The following is a 15,715-nucleotide window of genomic DNA, read 5'->3' on the forward strand; positions in this document are numbered from 1 at the left end:
GCCTGGGCCGTGGCGGGCACGCCGTCCGACTGCGTGCTGCTGGCGACGCACAATCTGATGCCAGAGAAGCCGGACCTTGTGCTGTCCGGCGTCAATCGCGGCCAGAACATTGCCGAGGATACGAGCTTCTCCGGAACGATCGCCGCGGCGCTGTTCGGCATGCAGCTCGGCATTCCGTCCATCGCCCTCAGCCAGTCGCAGAGCTTCCGCGAGCGCGGCTCCCTGCCTTGGGACACCGCCCGGGCCTGGGGCAGCAAGGCGATCAAGCCGCTGATCGAGCATGGTTGGCCTGGCGATGCGGTGATGAATGTGAACTTCCCGGATGTTGAGCCCGATGAGGTTAAGGGCATCCAGATCACCCGTCAGGGCTTTCGCGACGAATCGATCATCCATACCGACCGCCGCGAAGACCTGCGCGGCAATGATTATTACTGGATCGGGTACAAGGGCAAACTCTCCAAACCGGATGCTGGCACCGATTTGCGGGCGATCTATGATGGCTATGTCTCCATCTCCCCGCTTCATGTGGACTTGACGCATGAAGTATTCCTCCGGACGCTGCGGGAGCTATGGAAGACCTGATCACCGATCCATTCCGTGCCGCCCGACTTGTCCTGCGCTTGCGTCAGGAGGGGGTCACGGATGATGGCGTGCTGAGAGCGATGGAAACGGTCGACCGGGGAGCCTTTGTCGATGATGCCGCCCTGAAAGACCTTGCCTTTGCTGACTGCGTGGTGCCCATCCCGTGCGGCCAGACAATCCCGCGCCCGGCGGCGACCGGGCAATTGCTTCAGGCGCTGGGCCTCGGCCGCGAGCGCAAGGCGCGTCTTCTGGTGATTGGCATGGGGTCTGGATATATCGCCGCATTGGCCGGTCAGCTTGCCGCGGATGTGTTTGGCGTCGAGCGGTACAACAAGCTGACCGATCATGCGCGCCAACGGATTGTGAGCCTTGGCCTCGACAATCTTGCGGTGCGCTACGGCGCTGGCCTGCTCGGCTGGGCTGAACGCGGGCCATATGACCGCGTCCTCATCACGGGGCTAGTGGATGCGATCCCCCAGGCTCTGTTCGACCAGCTCAAGCCCGGCGGATTGGTGATCACGCCGATGCAACACGAAGGGCGCCAGCAGATTGCGCGCGTGGCGCGCGACGGCACGACTGAATGGTTCAGCCTGTCGCATGAGTTGGCGCCTATGGTGCCGGGATGTTCCCAGGCGCTATAGTTGCAGTGGTTTCATCTGCAGGGCTTGTTTGCCAATGCAACTGCCCACAGCTATAGGAGCAACACATTTTCAGGGGTCTATGGGAGAGAACCAAATGCTGACCAGACTTGCCACGCTGACCGCAGGCGCCGCCATTGTAACACTGCCGGCCTTGGCGCAGGCCGCGCCAAGCGCGTCGGGTCCGAGCATCATGAGCCAGGTGCTACTGTTCCTGCCGCTGATCCTGATCTTCTACTTCCTGCTGATCCGCCCGCAGCAACAGCGCGCGAAGAAGCACAAGGCCCTGATCGAGAACATCAAGAAGGGCGATACGATCGTCACGTCCGGCGGCATCGTCGGCAAGGTGACCAAGGCGGGCGACGAGGAAGTCACGGTCGAACTGGCCGAAGGCGTTCGCGTCCAGATCATCAAGCAGATGGTGATCGACGTTCGTGGCAAGAACCAGCCGGTCGCCGCCAACGATTAAGGGCCTGCAGGGCCCGCTTGCGGCCCTTCGCATGACAAGGAATTCCGCATGCTTCAGTTTCCACCTTGGAAGGTCGCGCTTGTTCTTCTGACACTGGCATGGGGTGTCGTCATGGCGCTGCCGAATGTCGTGAACATGGATGATGCGCCGGGTTTCATGCCCAAAAAGGGCGTTAATCTCGGCCTAGACCTTCAGGGCGGCGTCTACCTGATGATGGAAATCAATCCAGACGAGGTGATTGCCAACCGTCTGGAAGTGTTTGCCGGTGATGTGCGCAGCGCGTTTACCAATGTGACGCCGTCCGAGCGTATTGGCCATCTGCCAGACGTGAAGGGGCGCCAGCTGGAGATAACGCTGACGCGTCCTGACGCCGAAGGCAACTTCCCGATGGACGAGGCGCTCCGTCGTATGCGCAAGCTGAACGGCAATGTGGAAGGCGCGATTGGCGGCGCGAAGACGTACGAAATCGAACAACTCGGCACAGACCGGATTCTCGTCACGGTTCCCGCCGCATCAGAAGAAGCGTTGATGAAAGACGCGCTGGGCAAGACGATGACCATCGTTCGTCGCCGCGTCGATCCCGACGGTGTTTCCGAAATCTCGATCACGCCGCAGGGCAATGACCGGATCATTCTTGAGGCGCCAGGCGAGCCCGATCCGCAACGCTTGAAGGATTTGCTCAGCCGTGACGGCAAGATGACGTTCAATCTTGTTGATGACAGCCCATCCGCGATCACCTCGGCGCAGGCAGGCGTGGCGCGCGCGGGCTATCGCTTGCTGGAAGGGCCGACGACCGGGGCGCTGCTCGTGCGGAACATTCCGGAAGTGACCGGCGCAGATATTGCCAACGCAGCGCAAGGTTTTGACGAAGGTAACCGGCCACAGATTACGTTCCGCCTCAACAGCAATGGCGCCCGGAAATTCTACGACACGACCCGCAACAATTCCGGCAAGCTTTTTGCGATTGTTCTGGATGATGTGATCATGTCAGCGCCGCGCATCAATGAACCGATCCCTGGCGGCAATGTTCGCATCACGGGTGATTTCACGCAGGAAGAGGCCCAGGACCTTGCCGCGATCATCGAGGCCGGTGAAATGCCAGCCAAGGTCCAATTCCTGGATCAGCGCACGGTCAGCGCCACGCTGGGGCATGACTCCATTCGCGCCGGTACACGTGCATCCATGATCGGCCTCGCGCTTGTGGCGATCTTCATGATCATTGCTTATGGCCTGATGGGAGGTTTTGCCGTTGGCTCGCTTGCGGCGAACATCGTTCTGATTCTTGGGGCGCTCTCTGGGCTCGGCGCTACGCTGACCCTGCCGGGTATCGCAGGCATCATCCTGACCATCGGTATGGCGGTCGACGCCAACGTGCTCGTGTTTGAACGTATCCGCGAAGAACAACGCAATGGGCGCTCTCCCCTCACGGCCGTTCAGGCCGGGTATGAACGTGCCTTTTCGACCATTCTCGATGCGAACGTTACAACCCTGATCGCCGCCATCATTCTCTACCTGCTCGGTTCAGGACCGGTGAAAGGCTTCGCCGTGACGTTGGCCATCGGTATTGTCACATCGGTGTTCACCGCCTTTGTCGTGACCCGCTGGTTCACGGTCATGTGGTTGAAAACCTTCCGTCCCAAGAAGCTCGCGGTCTAGGCCCGGAGGAGATACGATATGCTACTCAAATACTGGCCCCAAAAGACCAATCTGAGCTTCATGAACCTTCGCCTGATTGGCGCAGTTGTCTCAGCGGTGCTGATTGCATCTTCCATCTTCTTCCTCGCGACGCGGGGTCTCAACTTCGGTGTCGACTTTGCCGGTGGAACAGTGATGGAGCTGGAGCAGACGGACACAATAACTGTGGAAGGTGTGCGTCAGGCGATGCCACTCAACGCCGATGTGAACAGCGCGGTCGGCACCGATGCTCGCAGTATCGTGGTCGTGAAATACGGCGAAGCAGATGCGTCCATTCTCGGGGAAGAATTTCAGGCGCTGTCTGCCACCGACCAGGCCGAACGCGCAACGGGCGCGACCAACGAACTGGTGACAGAAACGCTGAAAGAGGCGCTGGGCATAACTGACGAGCAGATACTCCGCAACGACTCGGTGGGCCCCAAGGTTTCGCAGGAATTGTTTAGGGATGGGATCACGGCGCTGATTGCAGCCCTTGCACTGATGCTGGTCTACATCTGGTTCCGGTTCGAGTGGCAGTTCTCGGTCGGCGCCGTGGCGGCGCTCGCACATGACGTGATCATCACGCTCGGCGTGTTTGCGTTCCTTCAGATGGAATTCAACCTGACCACTATTGCGGCCCTGCTGACAATCATTGGTTACTCGATGAACGACACGGTCGTTGTGTTTGACCGGGTGCGTGAAGAGAAGCGCAAGTATAAGAAGATGGCCGACAAGGAGGTTATCGACCTTGCGCTGAATGGCACGCTATCCCGGACCTTGCTCACCTCTGGCACGACCCTGTTGGCTTTGATGGCGATCTTCTTTCTGGGCGGTCCAGTCCTGCGCGGCATGAGCTTCGCGTTGATCTGGGGCGTATTTATCGGGACGTACTCGTCCATCTTCATCGCCTCGACCATCGTTCTGGCGTTGGGCATGGATCTCAACAAGAAACCGATTGAGGATGTTCCAGGCTTTCAGGGCTGAACGCGCCTGTCCCCGGCCTAATTGTCCAGGACGATAACCTTGTCCATCAGCGCGTCGATGGCTTGTTGTGGCGTATCGCTGTGAACCAGTGATGCACGGAAGCCTTCCGGTGTGAACTTGCCGTCGATGATGTGTTCCATCAGTTCGAAGAAGGGCGACCAGAATCCGTCTTCGTCGAGGAAGGCCATTGGCTTGGCATGCAGGCCGAGGCGTGCCCAGGACAAGATTTCGACGGCCTCTTCCAGCGTTCCGATACCGCCTGGCAAAACGATGAAGGCATCAGACTCATCAAACATCATCTGTTTACGAGTGTGCATGTCGTTGACGATGCGATGCTCAACATCCTCGTAGATGCGTTCCTTGTTGAGCAGGAAGCGTGGCATGATGCCAAGCACATCGCCCGCGGATTCGTGGGCTGATCGCGCGCACGCCCCCATCAGGCCAACGCCGCCGCCGCCATAGACGAGGCGGATATCGCGTTTGGCCAGTTCGCGGCCCAATTCTTCGGCCAGCTTGATATAGCCCGGCTGAACATCGTCGGACGCGCCGCAATAAACGCAGATGGATTTGATATTCGTCATGCGGGGTTCGCCTTTCAAACTTGCCTCAGCGAGGCGTGCCGTTGCCCTATATGGGGCCTCGTATTCCTCGACCAGTGACAATTTCAGGACGTTTCGCTGTTCGGCGCAACATGCAGGGTTTGCTGATCTGTCATTTTGTTCCCATATGCGGGCGATGACGAATCCTCACGCTGCCGCCGCTGACCATGACAAGATCGAAAGCGCTGATGGCGGGATCGGCGCCTCCATTCTGCGAATCCTGAAGCTGCTCGCGCGGCCGGAACTGTCGAAATGGCGGCCAATCATGGTGATCGCAATCTTGATCACACTCGCTGCTTCGGTGTTGGAAGTGATTTCGCCCTTGCTGCTGGGACACGCGATCAACCGCGCTGTTCCGGAAGGTGGCGAGGCGGCGGCCTTCGGCGCGGCCGCATATTGGCTCGCGGTCGGGATTGGTGTCCGCTTTCTTGCTGCGGCCATGCCGCAGGTGCGCGACTGGCTGTTTTCTCCCGTCAGTCAGGACGCACAACGCGTCGCCAGCGTGGACGCTTTCGGGCATGCGCAGTCTCTTTCTCTGAACTTTCACCAGACTCGGCGGACCGGCGCACTCAATCGGGTCATCGAGCGCGGTGCCAGTGCCATCGACTATTTGATTCGCTTCCTCGCCTTCAATATAGGGCCGACCTTCGTGCGGCTGGTGCTCGCCTCCATCGCGCTCGGCGTCGCTTATGATTACCGCCTGTCCCTGATCGCGGTCTTCACGATCATCATCTATGTCATCGCCACGGTAATCATCACCGAATGGCGCGTGCGCCAGCGCCGCCGAATGAATGAAGCCGACACGCATTTCCGAGCGACCTCTGTCGACATTCTGACCAATTTCGAAACCGTGAAGGCTTTCGCTGCAGAACGCCGCGAAACCGGCCGGTTCAACGACGCGATGCGCAATTACAATCATCGGTATGTCGATGCTGTCCGGTCCATGTACGTCCTGAACGCAACGCAAGCGGTGGTAATGAATGCAGGCTTGTTGGCGGTGCTCGTCCTGTCGGCCTGGAATGTCATTCAGGGAACCATGTTGGTCGGCGACCTGACGGCCGTCATGCTGATGCTGCTGTCACTCTATGCGCCGCTGAATATTCTCGGTTGGGCCTGGCGCGAGATCAAGCAAGGCGCGGTGGACCTCGAAAAGCTCTACGGGCTGCTCGCCATGAAAACCGAAGTGGCGGATGCGCCAGATGCGATGCCATTGTCGAAGCCGACTGGGCATGTCGAATTCCGCAATGTGGGTTTCAATCATGAAGGCCGTGCAGTTGGCGTGCAGGATGTCAGTTTTGACTTGCTGCCCGGCCGCAAGGTTGCGTTTGTCGGCACATCTGGGGCGGGAAAGTCGACGCTGCTTAAGCTCCTGTTCCGCTTCTACGATGTCGATCAGGGCAGCGTGTTGGTCGATGGGCATGATGTGAGATCGCTGACACAGGAATCCCTGCGCAAGGCGCTTGGGCTCGTGCCTCAGGACGTTGTTCTGTTCAATGACACGATCCGGTCCAACATCGCTTACGCTCGTCCCGATGCCAGCGACGAGGAGCTGCGGGATGCTGCGCGCCGGGCGCAATTACTCGATTTCATCGAATCGCTGCCCGATGGCTGGAAAACACGCGTTGGCGAGCGAGGCTTGAAACTGTCTGGGGGTGAGAAGCAGCGCGTGGGAATTGCCCGCGTGATTCTGGCCGATCCGTCCATCCTCGTGCTGGACGAGGCCACGTCAGCGCTGGACAGTGCGACGGAAGAGGCCGTGCAAGACGCGCTTGAGGATGCCGCCGAGGGGCGTACGACATTGATGGTCGCCCACCGCCTGTCTACTGTGAAATCTGCTGACGAGATCATCGTTCTCGATGCCGGGCGAGTGATTGAGCGCGGCACACATGCAGACCTGCTGGCAAAAGGCGGCAAATATGCTGATATGTGGGAAAGACAGGCCAAGAGCGCGGAGATCGCGCTCGCTGCGGAATAGAAAAGGCTGGCGGGCATGACCGAAGACCTCGAACGGAAGACGACGCCCTGGATGACCGGCGGGCTCGATTGGGAGGGCGTTGCGGCTGCGTTGGCCTCCCTTCTGGTCGGCCTGTTGCTAAGTTGGGTCTGGGACCCACTCTTCTGGGTTGGGTTTGCCGGGATGATCGCTGCCTTGATGGCGGCGCGCTGGGCCAAGCGAACCGCGCCAGATCTTGCCAGCGGCATTGTGGCGCCGTGCGACGGGGTGGTGGTATCAGTGACCCCAGCCGATCCGCCGGGCGAATTGCGCATGGCCGGCGCGGAAACCACACGCATCCGGATATCTTCGTCGCCGGCCACAACGAACCGACTCTACGCACCGATTGCTGGCAGTCTGGAAAGCCTCATTACGGAAGACGGCGAACAAACTGTCCCATTTGCCATGCGCCCAGATGCAGACGGATTGGCGATTTCATACCTGTTGTTTGAAAGCCGTGCACAGCAGGTAGGTGTGCGCATCGCGACAGGCGGTCTTGGCCCACGTCAGGAATTGGAAGCTGAATCGGGCGATATCATGCGACTTGGACGCGTGTTCGGAAAACGACGGCTGGGCGGCTGGTGCGATGTGTATGTTCCGGCCAAAGCCGGCCAGTTGATTTGGCCTGGCCAGACATTGATCGGGGGGGAAACCGTGCTGGGCCGTCTGGAATCCGATCGCGACGAAGGCTCTTTCGAAACGATGTCGGGAGAGGCAGGTGAATTGCCATTAGGCGTGACGGAGGATGAATCGGTCGAGGAGGACGATTATCCGGAGCCCGACGAGGCAGATACACCTGACGATCCCGCTGTTATGCTGGCGCGGTTGAAGGAAGCCACCAAGAACAAACCTGAAGACTAGTCTTCCTGCTTTGGCGCATCGCGATTCATCCACGCGAAGATCGGCTTGAACGGGATGATCCAACCGATTCCTGCGAATACGTAGAACAGCATTTCAGCCCATTTCGGCCAACCTGAGACAATCGGACCGACTGAGCCGACCATGATAATCCAGCAGACCATGAAGGCCAGCAGGATCAGGCTCGCGACGATTTTCCTGGTCGGATAGCTCATGGGTATGTCTCTCAACTGCACATGCGACTTTGCCGCCTCTTGCGCGGGCGTCTGCTTGGATCATGTATCTCGCATGAGCGAAACGTCAAAAGTCAGCCCCTCCGCTACCTGGATCCGCCGCTGGCTGATCCTTGTCGGTCTGATGGTCTATGCCATGATCCTGATTGGTGGTGCCACACGCCTGACGGATTCCGGCCTTTCCATCACTGAATGGAATCCGGTCAGTGGTGCGTTGCCGCCGCTCTCAGAAGGTGCGTGGCAAACCGAGTTCGCGAAATACCAGCAAACCGCTGAATACCAGTTCGTCAATCAGGGCATGTCCATGGCGGAGTTCCAGAAAATATTCTGGTGGGAGTGGGGGCATCGCTTTTTTGGGCGCATGATCGGCTTGGTGGCTGTTGCGGGTTTTGCGGTCTTTACCGTTCGCGGTTGGCTGACCAAACATCTCACTTGGCATCTGATCGCATTGATCGGACTCGGTGGTCTGCAGGGCGCCATAGGCTGGTGGATGGTGGCCAGCGGCATTGGCGAGACCACGCGCGTGGACGTCGCGCCTTATCGGTTGATGACCCATTTCACACTTGCGCTGTTGATTATCGCCTACGTCACTTGGCTCTGGCACGATCTTGGCGAAAAGCGCCGACCGGCGGTAGCTGGGCTCACCCGAAGCATTGCCGTAATACTTCTGGTCACGATTTTCATCCAGATGGCTGCCGGCGCCTTGGTTGCCGGCCTTGATGCGGGCCGGTCCTACAATGATTGGCCGTTGATGGCGGGAGAGTTCTTTCCGTCACACTATGTGGAAGAAGGCCTCGGTGCGCGCAGCCTGTTTGAGGGGCGCGCTGCAACGCAATTCAATCACCGCATTCTGGCCTATGCCATCTGGGCCGGATCATTGGCATCCGCCTGGGCGTTCCGGAGCACGCCACTGCGACAGGAATTTCGTTGGCTGGCTGTGCTCGTGACCCTACAGGCAGTGTGGGGAATTCTCACGCTTGTGCACGCCGCCCCGATGAACCTGGCTCTGGTTCATCAGGGTCTTGGCGTAATCGTTACGCTGATGGCAGTGCGTCTTGTCTGGCAATCGCGTGGGACGTCTAGCGAGAATCGTCCAGCGTAAGGGGGCTTGGATCGACGAATACGGCCTGATGCTGGTCCGGGGCGGTTTCGCCCGCGATGACAATCACACCGCCTGGATATCCACCACTCATCATCGTGCCCATGGCGGCCATCGCATCCGGTGCATCTGGCGCAATAACGGTAATGCCATCCCGAACGGTGATTTCGGTGTTGGTCATGCCCAAATCTGTTGAGACCTGAAGCCCACTGCCGTCTTCGATGGAGAGCAGGGCATCAAAATCGCCACGTGTGAGCGACGCTGCGCTTTTCGCACGCGGGGAGGCAACCAGTGTGTCGCTCGTATAGGCGCAGGACCTGATCCCAAAATCTGTGAAGGTCGATTCGCTGGCATCCCAGGAAAACTCGCCATTCTCTTCCCGCACGATGCCGGTCTGAAGTACGCGATCATTGGTCGAGGTCCAGTAAGCCACTCGCATGATACCGGCTGCCCGCATCGGACCGGAGCAAACGCCGGCAATGGAGCTCGTATTTGGAACGGGCAGGTCGACCTGAGCCGGGGCGAGGAGGCCTTCGCCGTAAAGATATGCTTTCAGCTGGCCCTCGCGGGTGATTCCCGGGAATATGGTCACCGTACTGCCGCCAAGCGTGGCGCTCTGGCCGCTGGCGAGGTCAGTGAGCCTGAAGTTGGCAGGTTCCCCCAGAATTTCGCCATTCATATTGAACAATTGCAGGCCGCCGCGCTCATAGGCGACTGCCAGCAGGCCTCCGAGGCCTCCGGAGAGCGCCACAGCGTTCACTTTGCCTTCCAGTGGGCGCGTGGACCATACAGCGGGAAGCTCCACACCAGCAGCGATTTCAGAGGCAGAAGCCGGTACTTCGGGGGCTTCGGCTTTCTTCGAGCATCCAACTGCTGTAAAAAGCAGGGCGAGGCCAAGCCCTGCGTTGACAACCGGGGAAGTGGCGCTTAAACGCCAGCGCTTGAATTGCATTCCATGAACTCCGAAAGCGAGAGGCTCTTAGTAGAGCGATGAAAACCTATAACGCACCAGCCAACGTAGAGCACAACTGGGTCGTGATCGACGCGACCGATGTCGTCGTCGGACGCCTTGCTTCATATGTCGCCAAGCGCCTGCGCGGCAAGCACCGTGCTGACTTTACACCTCACATCGATACGGGCGATCACGTCGTCATTATCAATGCTGACAAGGTGAAATTCACCGGTCGCAAGATGACGGACAAAGTGTACTATCGCCACACCGGTTATCCGGGCGGCATCAAGTCCACGACGCCGGAAAAAATCCTCAATGGTCGTTTCCCTGAGCGCGCGCTTGAACTTGCCGTGAAGCGGATGATGCCAAAAGAAAGCCCGCTGGCCCGCAAGCAGTTCTCGAAACTGCACGTGTATGGCGGCGCGGAGCACCCACACGAGGCCCAGAAGCCCGACACTGTCGACTTCAAAGCCATGAACCGCAAGAACATCAAGGCGGCCTGATCAACATGACTGACACTGCAAACTCCCTCCAGGATCTTGGCGCCATGTCCGGCGCAACCGAAGCTGAAGCTCCGGCTGCTCCAATCGAGCCGAAGATCGACGCTCAGGGCCGTGCTTACGGCACCGGTCGCCGCAAAGAGGCCGTCGCCCGCGTCTGGATCAAGCCCGGCACTGGCAAGATCACGATCAATGGTCGCGATCAGGAACAGTACTTCGCGCGCCCTGTGCTGCGCATGGTAATTGCTCAGCCACTGGTCGAAGCTGGCCGCGAAGGCGAGTTTGACATCATTGCAACTGTGAAGGGCTCCGGCCTTTCCGGTCAGGCAGGCGCTGTGCGTCACGGCCTGTCGCGTGCCCTCGTCAACTACGAGCCAGGCCTGCGCGCCGTGCTGAAGCCATTCGGCTTCATGACCCGCGACCCACGCGTTGTCGAACGCAAGAAGTATGGTCGTGCGAAAGCACGCCGCAGCTTCCAGTTCTCGAAGCGCTAGGCCGCACACCGAATATCATTATTCAGGCGGGCGCTTCGGAAACGGAGCGCCCGTTTTGTTTTGTCCGGAATCGGGAACACACAGATTATGCTGCCCAAAGTATTCATTGATGGCGAAGCCGGAACGACCGGCCTTCAGATTGCCGAGCGACTGCGGGCTCGCACGGACCTTGAGCTGATTTCCATTGATCCGGACAAGCGCAAGGACAATATCGAGCGTGCGCGCCTGATGGATGCATCCGACGCGGTCATCCTCTGTTTGCCCGATGATGCAGCGCGTCTTGGGGTGTCCCTCGTGAACAGTCCGAACACGGTGATCATCGACGCATCTACAGCGCACCGGGTTGCGAGTGGATGGACTTACGGATTTCCGGAAATGGACAAGGGGCAGCGCGCCGCGATCCAGGCGTCCCGGCGGATCTCCAATCCAGGCTGCTATCCCACAGGTGTGATTGCGCTGTTGCGTCCGCTGGTCTCAAAATGGCTGGTGCCAACCTCTTGGCCCATCGTGGTCTCTGCTGTGTCGGGCTATACCGGCGGCGGCAAGGCCATGATCGCTGAGTTCGAGGATGAGGCGTCCGAAACGTATTCTGAAGACAATCACCGCATCTATGCGATGGGACAGAAGCACAAGCATCCCCCTGAGATGAAGAAGTATTCCCGGCTCGAGCACGCTCCCGTCTTCATGCCGTCAGTGGGGCGTTATGCGCAGGGTATGATCGTTGAAATCGGCCTGCCGCTCTGGGCCATTCCGGGTAAGCCACGCCGTGCGCAAATTCACGCGGCACTGACCTCAGCCTATCAAGGCGAGCGATTTGTAAGTGTGGCCTCCCTCGCAGACTGCGATGCCTTGAAGGGTGTTGAGCCAGAGGCCTGCAACGGAACCAATCGGATCGATCTGTTTGTCTTCGGCACGGATGACGAGGCGCGACTTGTGGCGCGTTTTGACAATCTCGGTAAGGGCGCTTCTGGCGCGGCGGTTCAGAACCTCAATATTGCGTTGGGGCTGGACGAGGATGCCGGATTGACGGCTTGAGCTTACTTGAGCCTGATATCCTCAAGACGAACTCTGGCATAAGTGCCCGGCGCAGCGCCGAGGCCCATGTCCTTTGGCTGCTTCGCAATGACTTTGCGACCGGACTTCGGCCGTAGCCAGTCCCACCAGGTCGGCCACCAGGAGCCTGCATGCTCCTCCGCACCTTCGAGCCATTCCGCGCCAGTTTCTGGCAGCGCGCCATTATTGGTCCAATGGCAGTATTTTCCGGAATCCGGGTGGTTCACTACGCCGGCGATGTGGCCTGAGGCGGCGAGGATGAAATTGGTCTTGCCGCCAAATACCTTGGCGGTGCGGTAGACACTTTCCATGGGGCAGATGTGATCGTCGCGGCTGGCCTGCACCATGATCGGGATATCGACCTTTTGCAGGTCCACTGTTTCGCCGAGCACCTTGAACTTGCCGCGTGCGAGCTTGTTCTCTGCGTAACAGTCCTTGAGGTATCTGCGGTGTACCTTGCCCGGAATATTGGTCTGGTCAGCGTTCCAATACAGCAAATCGAACGGCCGCGGCTCCTTGCCCAGCATGTACTGGTCAATGACGTAGCGCCAGACCAGATCAATCGGGCGTAGCCAGTTGAAGGTTTCGTACATCATCGTTCCAGGCATGATGCCGTCATGTTCCTCGATGATGGAGTCGATATAGGCGCGGCCATTATCGTCGGTGAAGACTTTCAGGTCTCCGGCTAGGCTGAAATCGGACTGGGATGCAAAGAAGGTGGCTGACTTGATACGGTCGTCGCCGCTGGCAGCCATGTGGCCGAGGGCTGAAGAGAGTAGGGTGCCCCCGATACAATACCCGACTGTATTGAGGCCCTTCTGCCCAGTCGCCTGAAGCGTGGCTTCGACGGCGGCATAGATGCCATTCTTCACATAGTCGTTCCACGTGTAGTCGCGGGTCACTTCGTCGGCCGAGCGCCACGAGACGACAAAGACTGACAGGCCCTTGTCTAGCAGCCAGCGGATCATCGAGTTTTCATCGCGCAAATCGAGGATGTAGAATTTGTTGATCCAGGGCGGGAAGATCAGCAACGGACGCGCATGGGTCTGCTCGCCAGTTGGTTTGTACTGGATCAGTTCGATCAAATCATTCCTGAAAACAACTTCACCGGGCGCCGTCGCGATGTTCTCGCCGAGTTTGAACGGCGTCTCGTCAGTTTGGGTGATGTAGAGTTTGCCATTGCCCCTTTTTACATCGTCGCGAGCCATCCGGATGCCTGCCAGCACGCTCTCACCGCCACTTTCGAAGAAGGTGCGCAGGGCCTGCGGATTGCTGCCGAGATGATTGGTCGGCGCGAGACTGTCGGCCAATTGCTGGCTGAAGAATTTTGCGCGCAAGTGAATATTGTCCGGCAGGTCGTCCTTCACATGATCGGCCAGGCCCATCAGCCATTTGGCATTGAGGTCATAGGCTTTGCGGATAAATTTGAAGCCGGGATTGCGATCCCATTCAGGGTCGGAAAAACGTTTGTCCCGGACCGCATTGGCGGCGCCGGTCATGCCTTCCAGTGCCATTTCCTGCCACAGCTCCATCCAACCCTGCATGAGTTGCATGTTGGCGTTCATCAATGCAACGGGGTTCTTCGCGAAGCCTTGGCCCACGGCTTGGAAAGCTTCGCCCACACCCATAGGGTCGCCATTCGTCACAGTGCCGAGTGGCCCGGATCCTGACAGGACATCTAGCAACAGGGCGTGAGATTCTGTATTGGCCAGCGCCAGCGTGGTCAGCAGGGACTGCATTTGCATGGGGTTTTGCTGGGCGAGAATCTCGGCGAGCAGTGGCTGGCTGTCTTTATTGTTCTTGCGGTCGACCATTCGTCCCAATATCGCCTTGTTTAGCCGCCTCTAACTATTCTACGGAATAATTGTGATTTAATGAGTTTAACCATGAAAAACACGGCGATTCCCCTGACAAGTGTATGTTGCCTGCTATTGGCAGCATGTACGGGGTCGTTTTCGAAGGTTCGGACAGCCATCGACCAGGCACCGGACTGGTATGATGCGCGCCGTGTGGAAATTCGTGGCGAAGGCTATCCCGAGATTGTCGATATTCCGACAATTGAAAAGGGGAATACACCGGGGCAAACACTCGAAACATCGAAAGCGCGCGGCGCTGAGTTGCGCGCAGTATTTGCGGAAAACGCGCGAGCGGTCGCGCCCGCAAATGCCGCCGCCGAGATCGAAGACCTTAGGGAATCGGTTCGGCGCGGATTTGCGGGCTTTGAGGCCAACTCCAACTTCCTGACGGATGAGGAGATTGAGGCCATACGATCCGCTTTTGATGTTCCACGAGTTACGAGGGGCCTACGGGCCGCCAACAGATGAATACAGATTTCCACAAGATCCGCCGACTTCCCCCATACGTTTTCGAACAAGTGAACCGCACCAAGGCGGCGCTGCGCGCGCAAGGTGCGGATATTATCGATCTCGGTATGGGCAATCCCGACATGCCAACGCCAGAGCATATAGTCGACAAACTGTGCGAGACGGCCCGTCGCCCTGACGTGAATGGCTACTCTGCTTCGCGCGGTATCAAGGGCCTGCGCCGCGCTGTGACCAATTACTACCAGCGTCGCTTCGATGTGTCCCTCGATATGGACCGGGAAGTCATCGTGACGCTCGGATCCAAGGAGGGGTTTGCGAACCTCGCTCAGGCCATCTCGGCGCCGGGCGATGTCATTCTTTCTCCCGACCCGTCCTATCCGCTGCATTCGTTCGGATTCATAATCGCCGGGGCATCCATTCGCAGCGTTCCTGCGCACACGCCGGAAGAGTACCTGTCCAATCTCAGCAAGGCCGTAAAATATTGTGTGCCACCGCCGACAGCGATGGTGTTGTGTTTTCCTTCCAACCCCACGGCTGAAGTTTGCGATCTCGACTTCTACAAGGAAGCCGTGAAGTTTGCGCGCAAGCACGATTTGATCGTCTTGTCCGATCTTGCTTACAACGAAATCTATTTTGACGAGCCGACCCCTTCGATCCTTCAGGTGGATGGTGCAAAGGACATCGCCGTTGAATTCACCACCATGTCGAAGACCTATTCCATGGCTGGATGGCGGATCGGCTTCGTGGCCGGCAACGAGAAGCTTGTTGGCGCACTGGGGCGCGTGAAATCCTATCTCGACTACGGTGCATACACGCCGATCCAGGTCGCGGCGGCAGCTGCGCTGGATGGCCCTCAGGATTGTGTCGACGAATTTCGCCAGATCTATCGGTCACGCCGCGACGTGCTGGTGGAGAGCTTCACGCGGGCCGGCTGGCCCATCCCGTCGCCGAAAGCCTCGATGTTCGCCTGGGCTCCGATCCCTGAGCCTCTCAAGGAAATGGGTAGTCTCGAATTCTCGCTACAGCTGATCAATGAAGCACATGTGGCCGTCGCGCCGGGTGCCGGATTTGGGGAGCAAGGCGATGGGCATGTCCGGATTGCGCTGGTCGAGAATGAGCAGCGTATCCGGCAGGCAGCGCGCAATATTCGCAAATTCCTGCAGTCCCGCGGGATCAAGGATATCCAGCCCGCCGCGGCAGAGTAGCGCGCGCCCTCGACGCATTCGCCCAAACCCGCTATGCGCTGCCCCTGAAAGTCAGACA

At 58.7% G+C, this 15,715-nt stretch carries 17 protein-coding genes; 13 read left to right on the forward strand and 4 right to left on the reverse strand.

Going from position 1 to position 15,715, the window contains the following annotated elements; genetic code table 11:
- The 5 genes from surE to secF all read left to right on the forward strand — a co-directional run.
- Nucleotides 1-582: 5'/3'-nucleotidase SurE (gene surE, locus B2344_RS15660; protein ID WP_290485571.1), on the forward strand; the 582-nt coding region annotated here is incomplete at its 5' end.
- Nucleotides 570-1,223, forward strand: a complete 654-nt coding sequence (locus B2344_RS15665; RefSeq protein WP_290485572.1) for a protein-L-isoaspartate(D-aspartate) O-methyltransferase — start codon at nucleotides 570-572, stop codon at nucleotides 1,221-1,223. The genes surE and B2344_RS15665, both read left to right, overlap by 13 nt.
- Before the next feature lie 94 nt (nucleotides 1,224-1,317).
- Nucleotides 1,318-1,689 carry a preprotein translocase subunit YajC gene (yajC, locus tag B2344_RS15670; protein ID WP_051607524.1) on the forward strand — a complete coding sequence of 124 codons (372 nt, stop codon included), beginning with the start codon at nucleotides 1,318-1,320 and terminating at the stop codon, nucleotides 1,687-1,689.
- A gap of 48 nt (nucleotides 1,690-1,737) precedes the next feature.
- Complete coding sequence (gene secD, locus B2344_RS15675; protein WP_206990791.1) at nucleotides 1,738-3,345, forward strand: protein translocase subunit SecD; 1,608 nt, start codon at nucleotides 1,738-1,740, stop codon at nucleotides 3,343-3,345.
- Between the two features lie 18 nt (nucleotides 3,346-3,363).
- A complete protein-coding gene (gene secF / locus B2344_RS15680) occupies nucleotides 3,364-4,347 on the forward strand; it encodes a protein translocase subunit SecF (RefSeq protein ID WP_290482855.1) in 984 nt (327 codons plus the stop codon).
- Between the two features lie 17 nt (nucleotides 4,348-4,364).
- Here the strand turns inward: secF and B2344_RS15685 are convergent, their stop codons facing one another.
- The gene (locus tag B2344_RS15685) at nucleotides 4,365-4,928 is read right to left on the reverse strand and encodes a TIGR00730 family Rossman fold protein (RefSeq protein ID WP_206990789.1); all 564 of its coding nucleotides are present in this window, start codon (nucleotides 4,926-4,928) and stop codon (nucleotides 4,365-4,367) included.
- 154 nt (nucleotides 4,929-5,082) lie between these two features.
- On the opposite strand from B2344_RS15685, the gene B2344_RS15690 reads away from it, so the two are divergent.
- Both B2344_RS15690 and B2344_RS15695 read left to right on the forward strand, forming a co-directional pair.
- Nucleotides 5,083-6,921 (forward strand): ABCB family ABC transporter ATP-binding protein/permease, encoded by a 1,839-nt coding sequence (locus B2344_RS15690; protein WP_290478718.1) that lies wholly within the window; start codon nucleotides 5,083-5,085, stop codon nucleotides 6,919-6,921.
- A 15-nt stretch (nucleotides 6,922-6,936) separates the two neighbouring features.
- On the forward strand, nucleotides 6,937-7,800 hold the full coding sequence (locus B2344_RS15695) for a phosphatidylserine decarboxylase (RefSeq protein WP_290478717.1): 864 nt from the start codon (nucleotides 6,937-6,939) through the stop codon (nucleotides 7,798-7,800).
- On the opposite strand, the gene B2344_RS15700 is transcribed toward B2344_RS15695, so the two are convergent.
- Nucleotides 7,797-8,012 carry a DUF2842 domain-containing protein gene (locus tag B2344_RS15700; protein WP_206990786.1) on the reverse strand — a complete coding sequence of 72 codons (216 nt, stop codon included), beginning with the start codon at nucleotides 8,010-8,012 and terminating at the stop codon, nucleotides 7,797-7,799. The genes B2344_RS15695 and B2344_RS15700 overlap by 4 nt on opposite strands.
- A 73-nt stretch (nucleotides 8,013-8,085) precedes the next feature.
- Here B2344_RS15700 and B2344_RS15705 point away from each other — a divergent pair, with 73 nt between their 5' ends.
- Entirely contained in the window at nucleotides 8,086-9,132 is a 1,047-nt protein-coding gene (locus B2344_RS15705; RefSeq protein ID WP_290485573.1) for a COX15/CtaA family protein, read from the forward strand.
- Here the strand turns inward: B2344_RS15705 and B2344_RS15710 are convergent.
- Nucleotides 9,110-10,081, reverse strand: a complete 972-nt coding sequence (locus B2344_RS15710) for a hypothetical protein (protein ID WP_290478715.1) — start codon at nucleotides 10,079-10,081, stop codon at nucleotides 9,110-9,112. The genes B2344_RS15705 and B2344_RS15710 overlap by 23 nt on opposite strands.
- Before the next feature lie 38 nt (nucleotides 10,082-10,119).
- Between B2344_RS15710 and rplM the strand changes: the two genes are divergently transcribed.
- The 3 genes from rplM (at nucleotide 10,120) to argC (ending at nucleotide 12,110) form a co-directional block, all read left to right on the forward strand.
- The gene (gene rplM, locus B2344_RS15715) at nucleotides 10,120-10,584 is read left to right on the forward strand and encodes a 50S ribosomal protein L13 (protein WP_034811561.1); all 465 of its coding nucleotides are present in this window, start codon (nucleotides 10,120-10,122) and stop codon (nucleotides 10,582-10,584) included.
- Between the two features lie 44 nt (nucleotides 10,585-10,628).
- On the forward strand, nucleotides 10,629-11,075 hold the full coding sequence (gene rpsI / locus B2344_RS15720) for a 30S ribosomal protein S9 (RefSeq protein WP_233347546.1): 447 nt from the start codon (nucleotides 10,629-10,631) through the stop codon (nucleotides 11,073-11,075).
- Nucleotides 11,076-11,162: 87 nt separating this feature from the next.
- Nucleotides 11,163-12,110 (forward strand): N-acetyl-gamma-glutamyl-phosphate reductase, encoded by a 948-nt coding sequence (gene argC / locus B2344_RS15725; protein WP_290484017.1) that lies wholly within the window; start codon nucleotides 11,163-11,165, stop codon nucleotides 12,108-12,110.
- A gap of 2 nt (nucleotides 12,111-12,112) precedes the next feature.
- Here argC and B2344_RS15730 read toward each other — a convergent pair whose 3' ends face one another.
- The gene (locus B2344_RS15730; protein ID WP_290482648.1) at nucleotides 12,113-13,942 is read right to left on the reverse strand and encodes a PHA/PHB synthase family protein; all 1,830 of its coding nucleotides are present in this window, start codon (nucleotides 13,940-13,942) and stop codon (nucleotides 12,113-12,115) included.
- Nucleotides 13,943-14,014: 72 nt separating this feature from the next.
- Here B2344_RS15730 and B2344_RS15735 point away from each other — a divergent pair, with 72 nt between their 5' ends.
- Nucleotides 14,015-14,452, forward strand: a complete 438-nt coding sequence (locus B2344_RS15735) for a hypothetical protein (protein ID WP_156947805.1) — start codon at nucleotides 14,015-14,017, stop codon at nucleotides 14,450-14,452.
- Nucleotides 14,449-15,657 carry an LL-diaminopimelate aminotransferase gene (locus tag B2344_RS15740; protein ID WP_034811572.1) on the forward strand — a complete coding sequence of 403 codons (1,209 nt, stop codon included), beginning with the start codon at nucleotides 14,449-14,451 and terminating at the stop codon, nucleotides 15,655-15,657. Before B2344_RS15735 ends, B2344_RS15740 begins: the two co-directional genes overlap by 4 nt.
- Nucleotides 15,658-15,715: the final 58 nt, after the last annotated feature.

Source organism: Hyphomonas sp. UBA3195 (assembly GCF_002366485.1).
Taxonomy (GTDB): domain Bacteria; phylum Pseudomonadota; class Alphaproteobacteria; order Caulobacterales; family Hyphomonadaceae; genus Hyphomonas.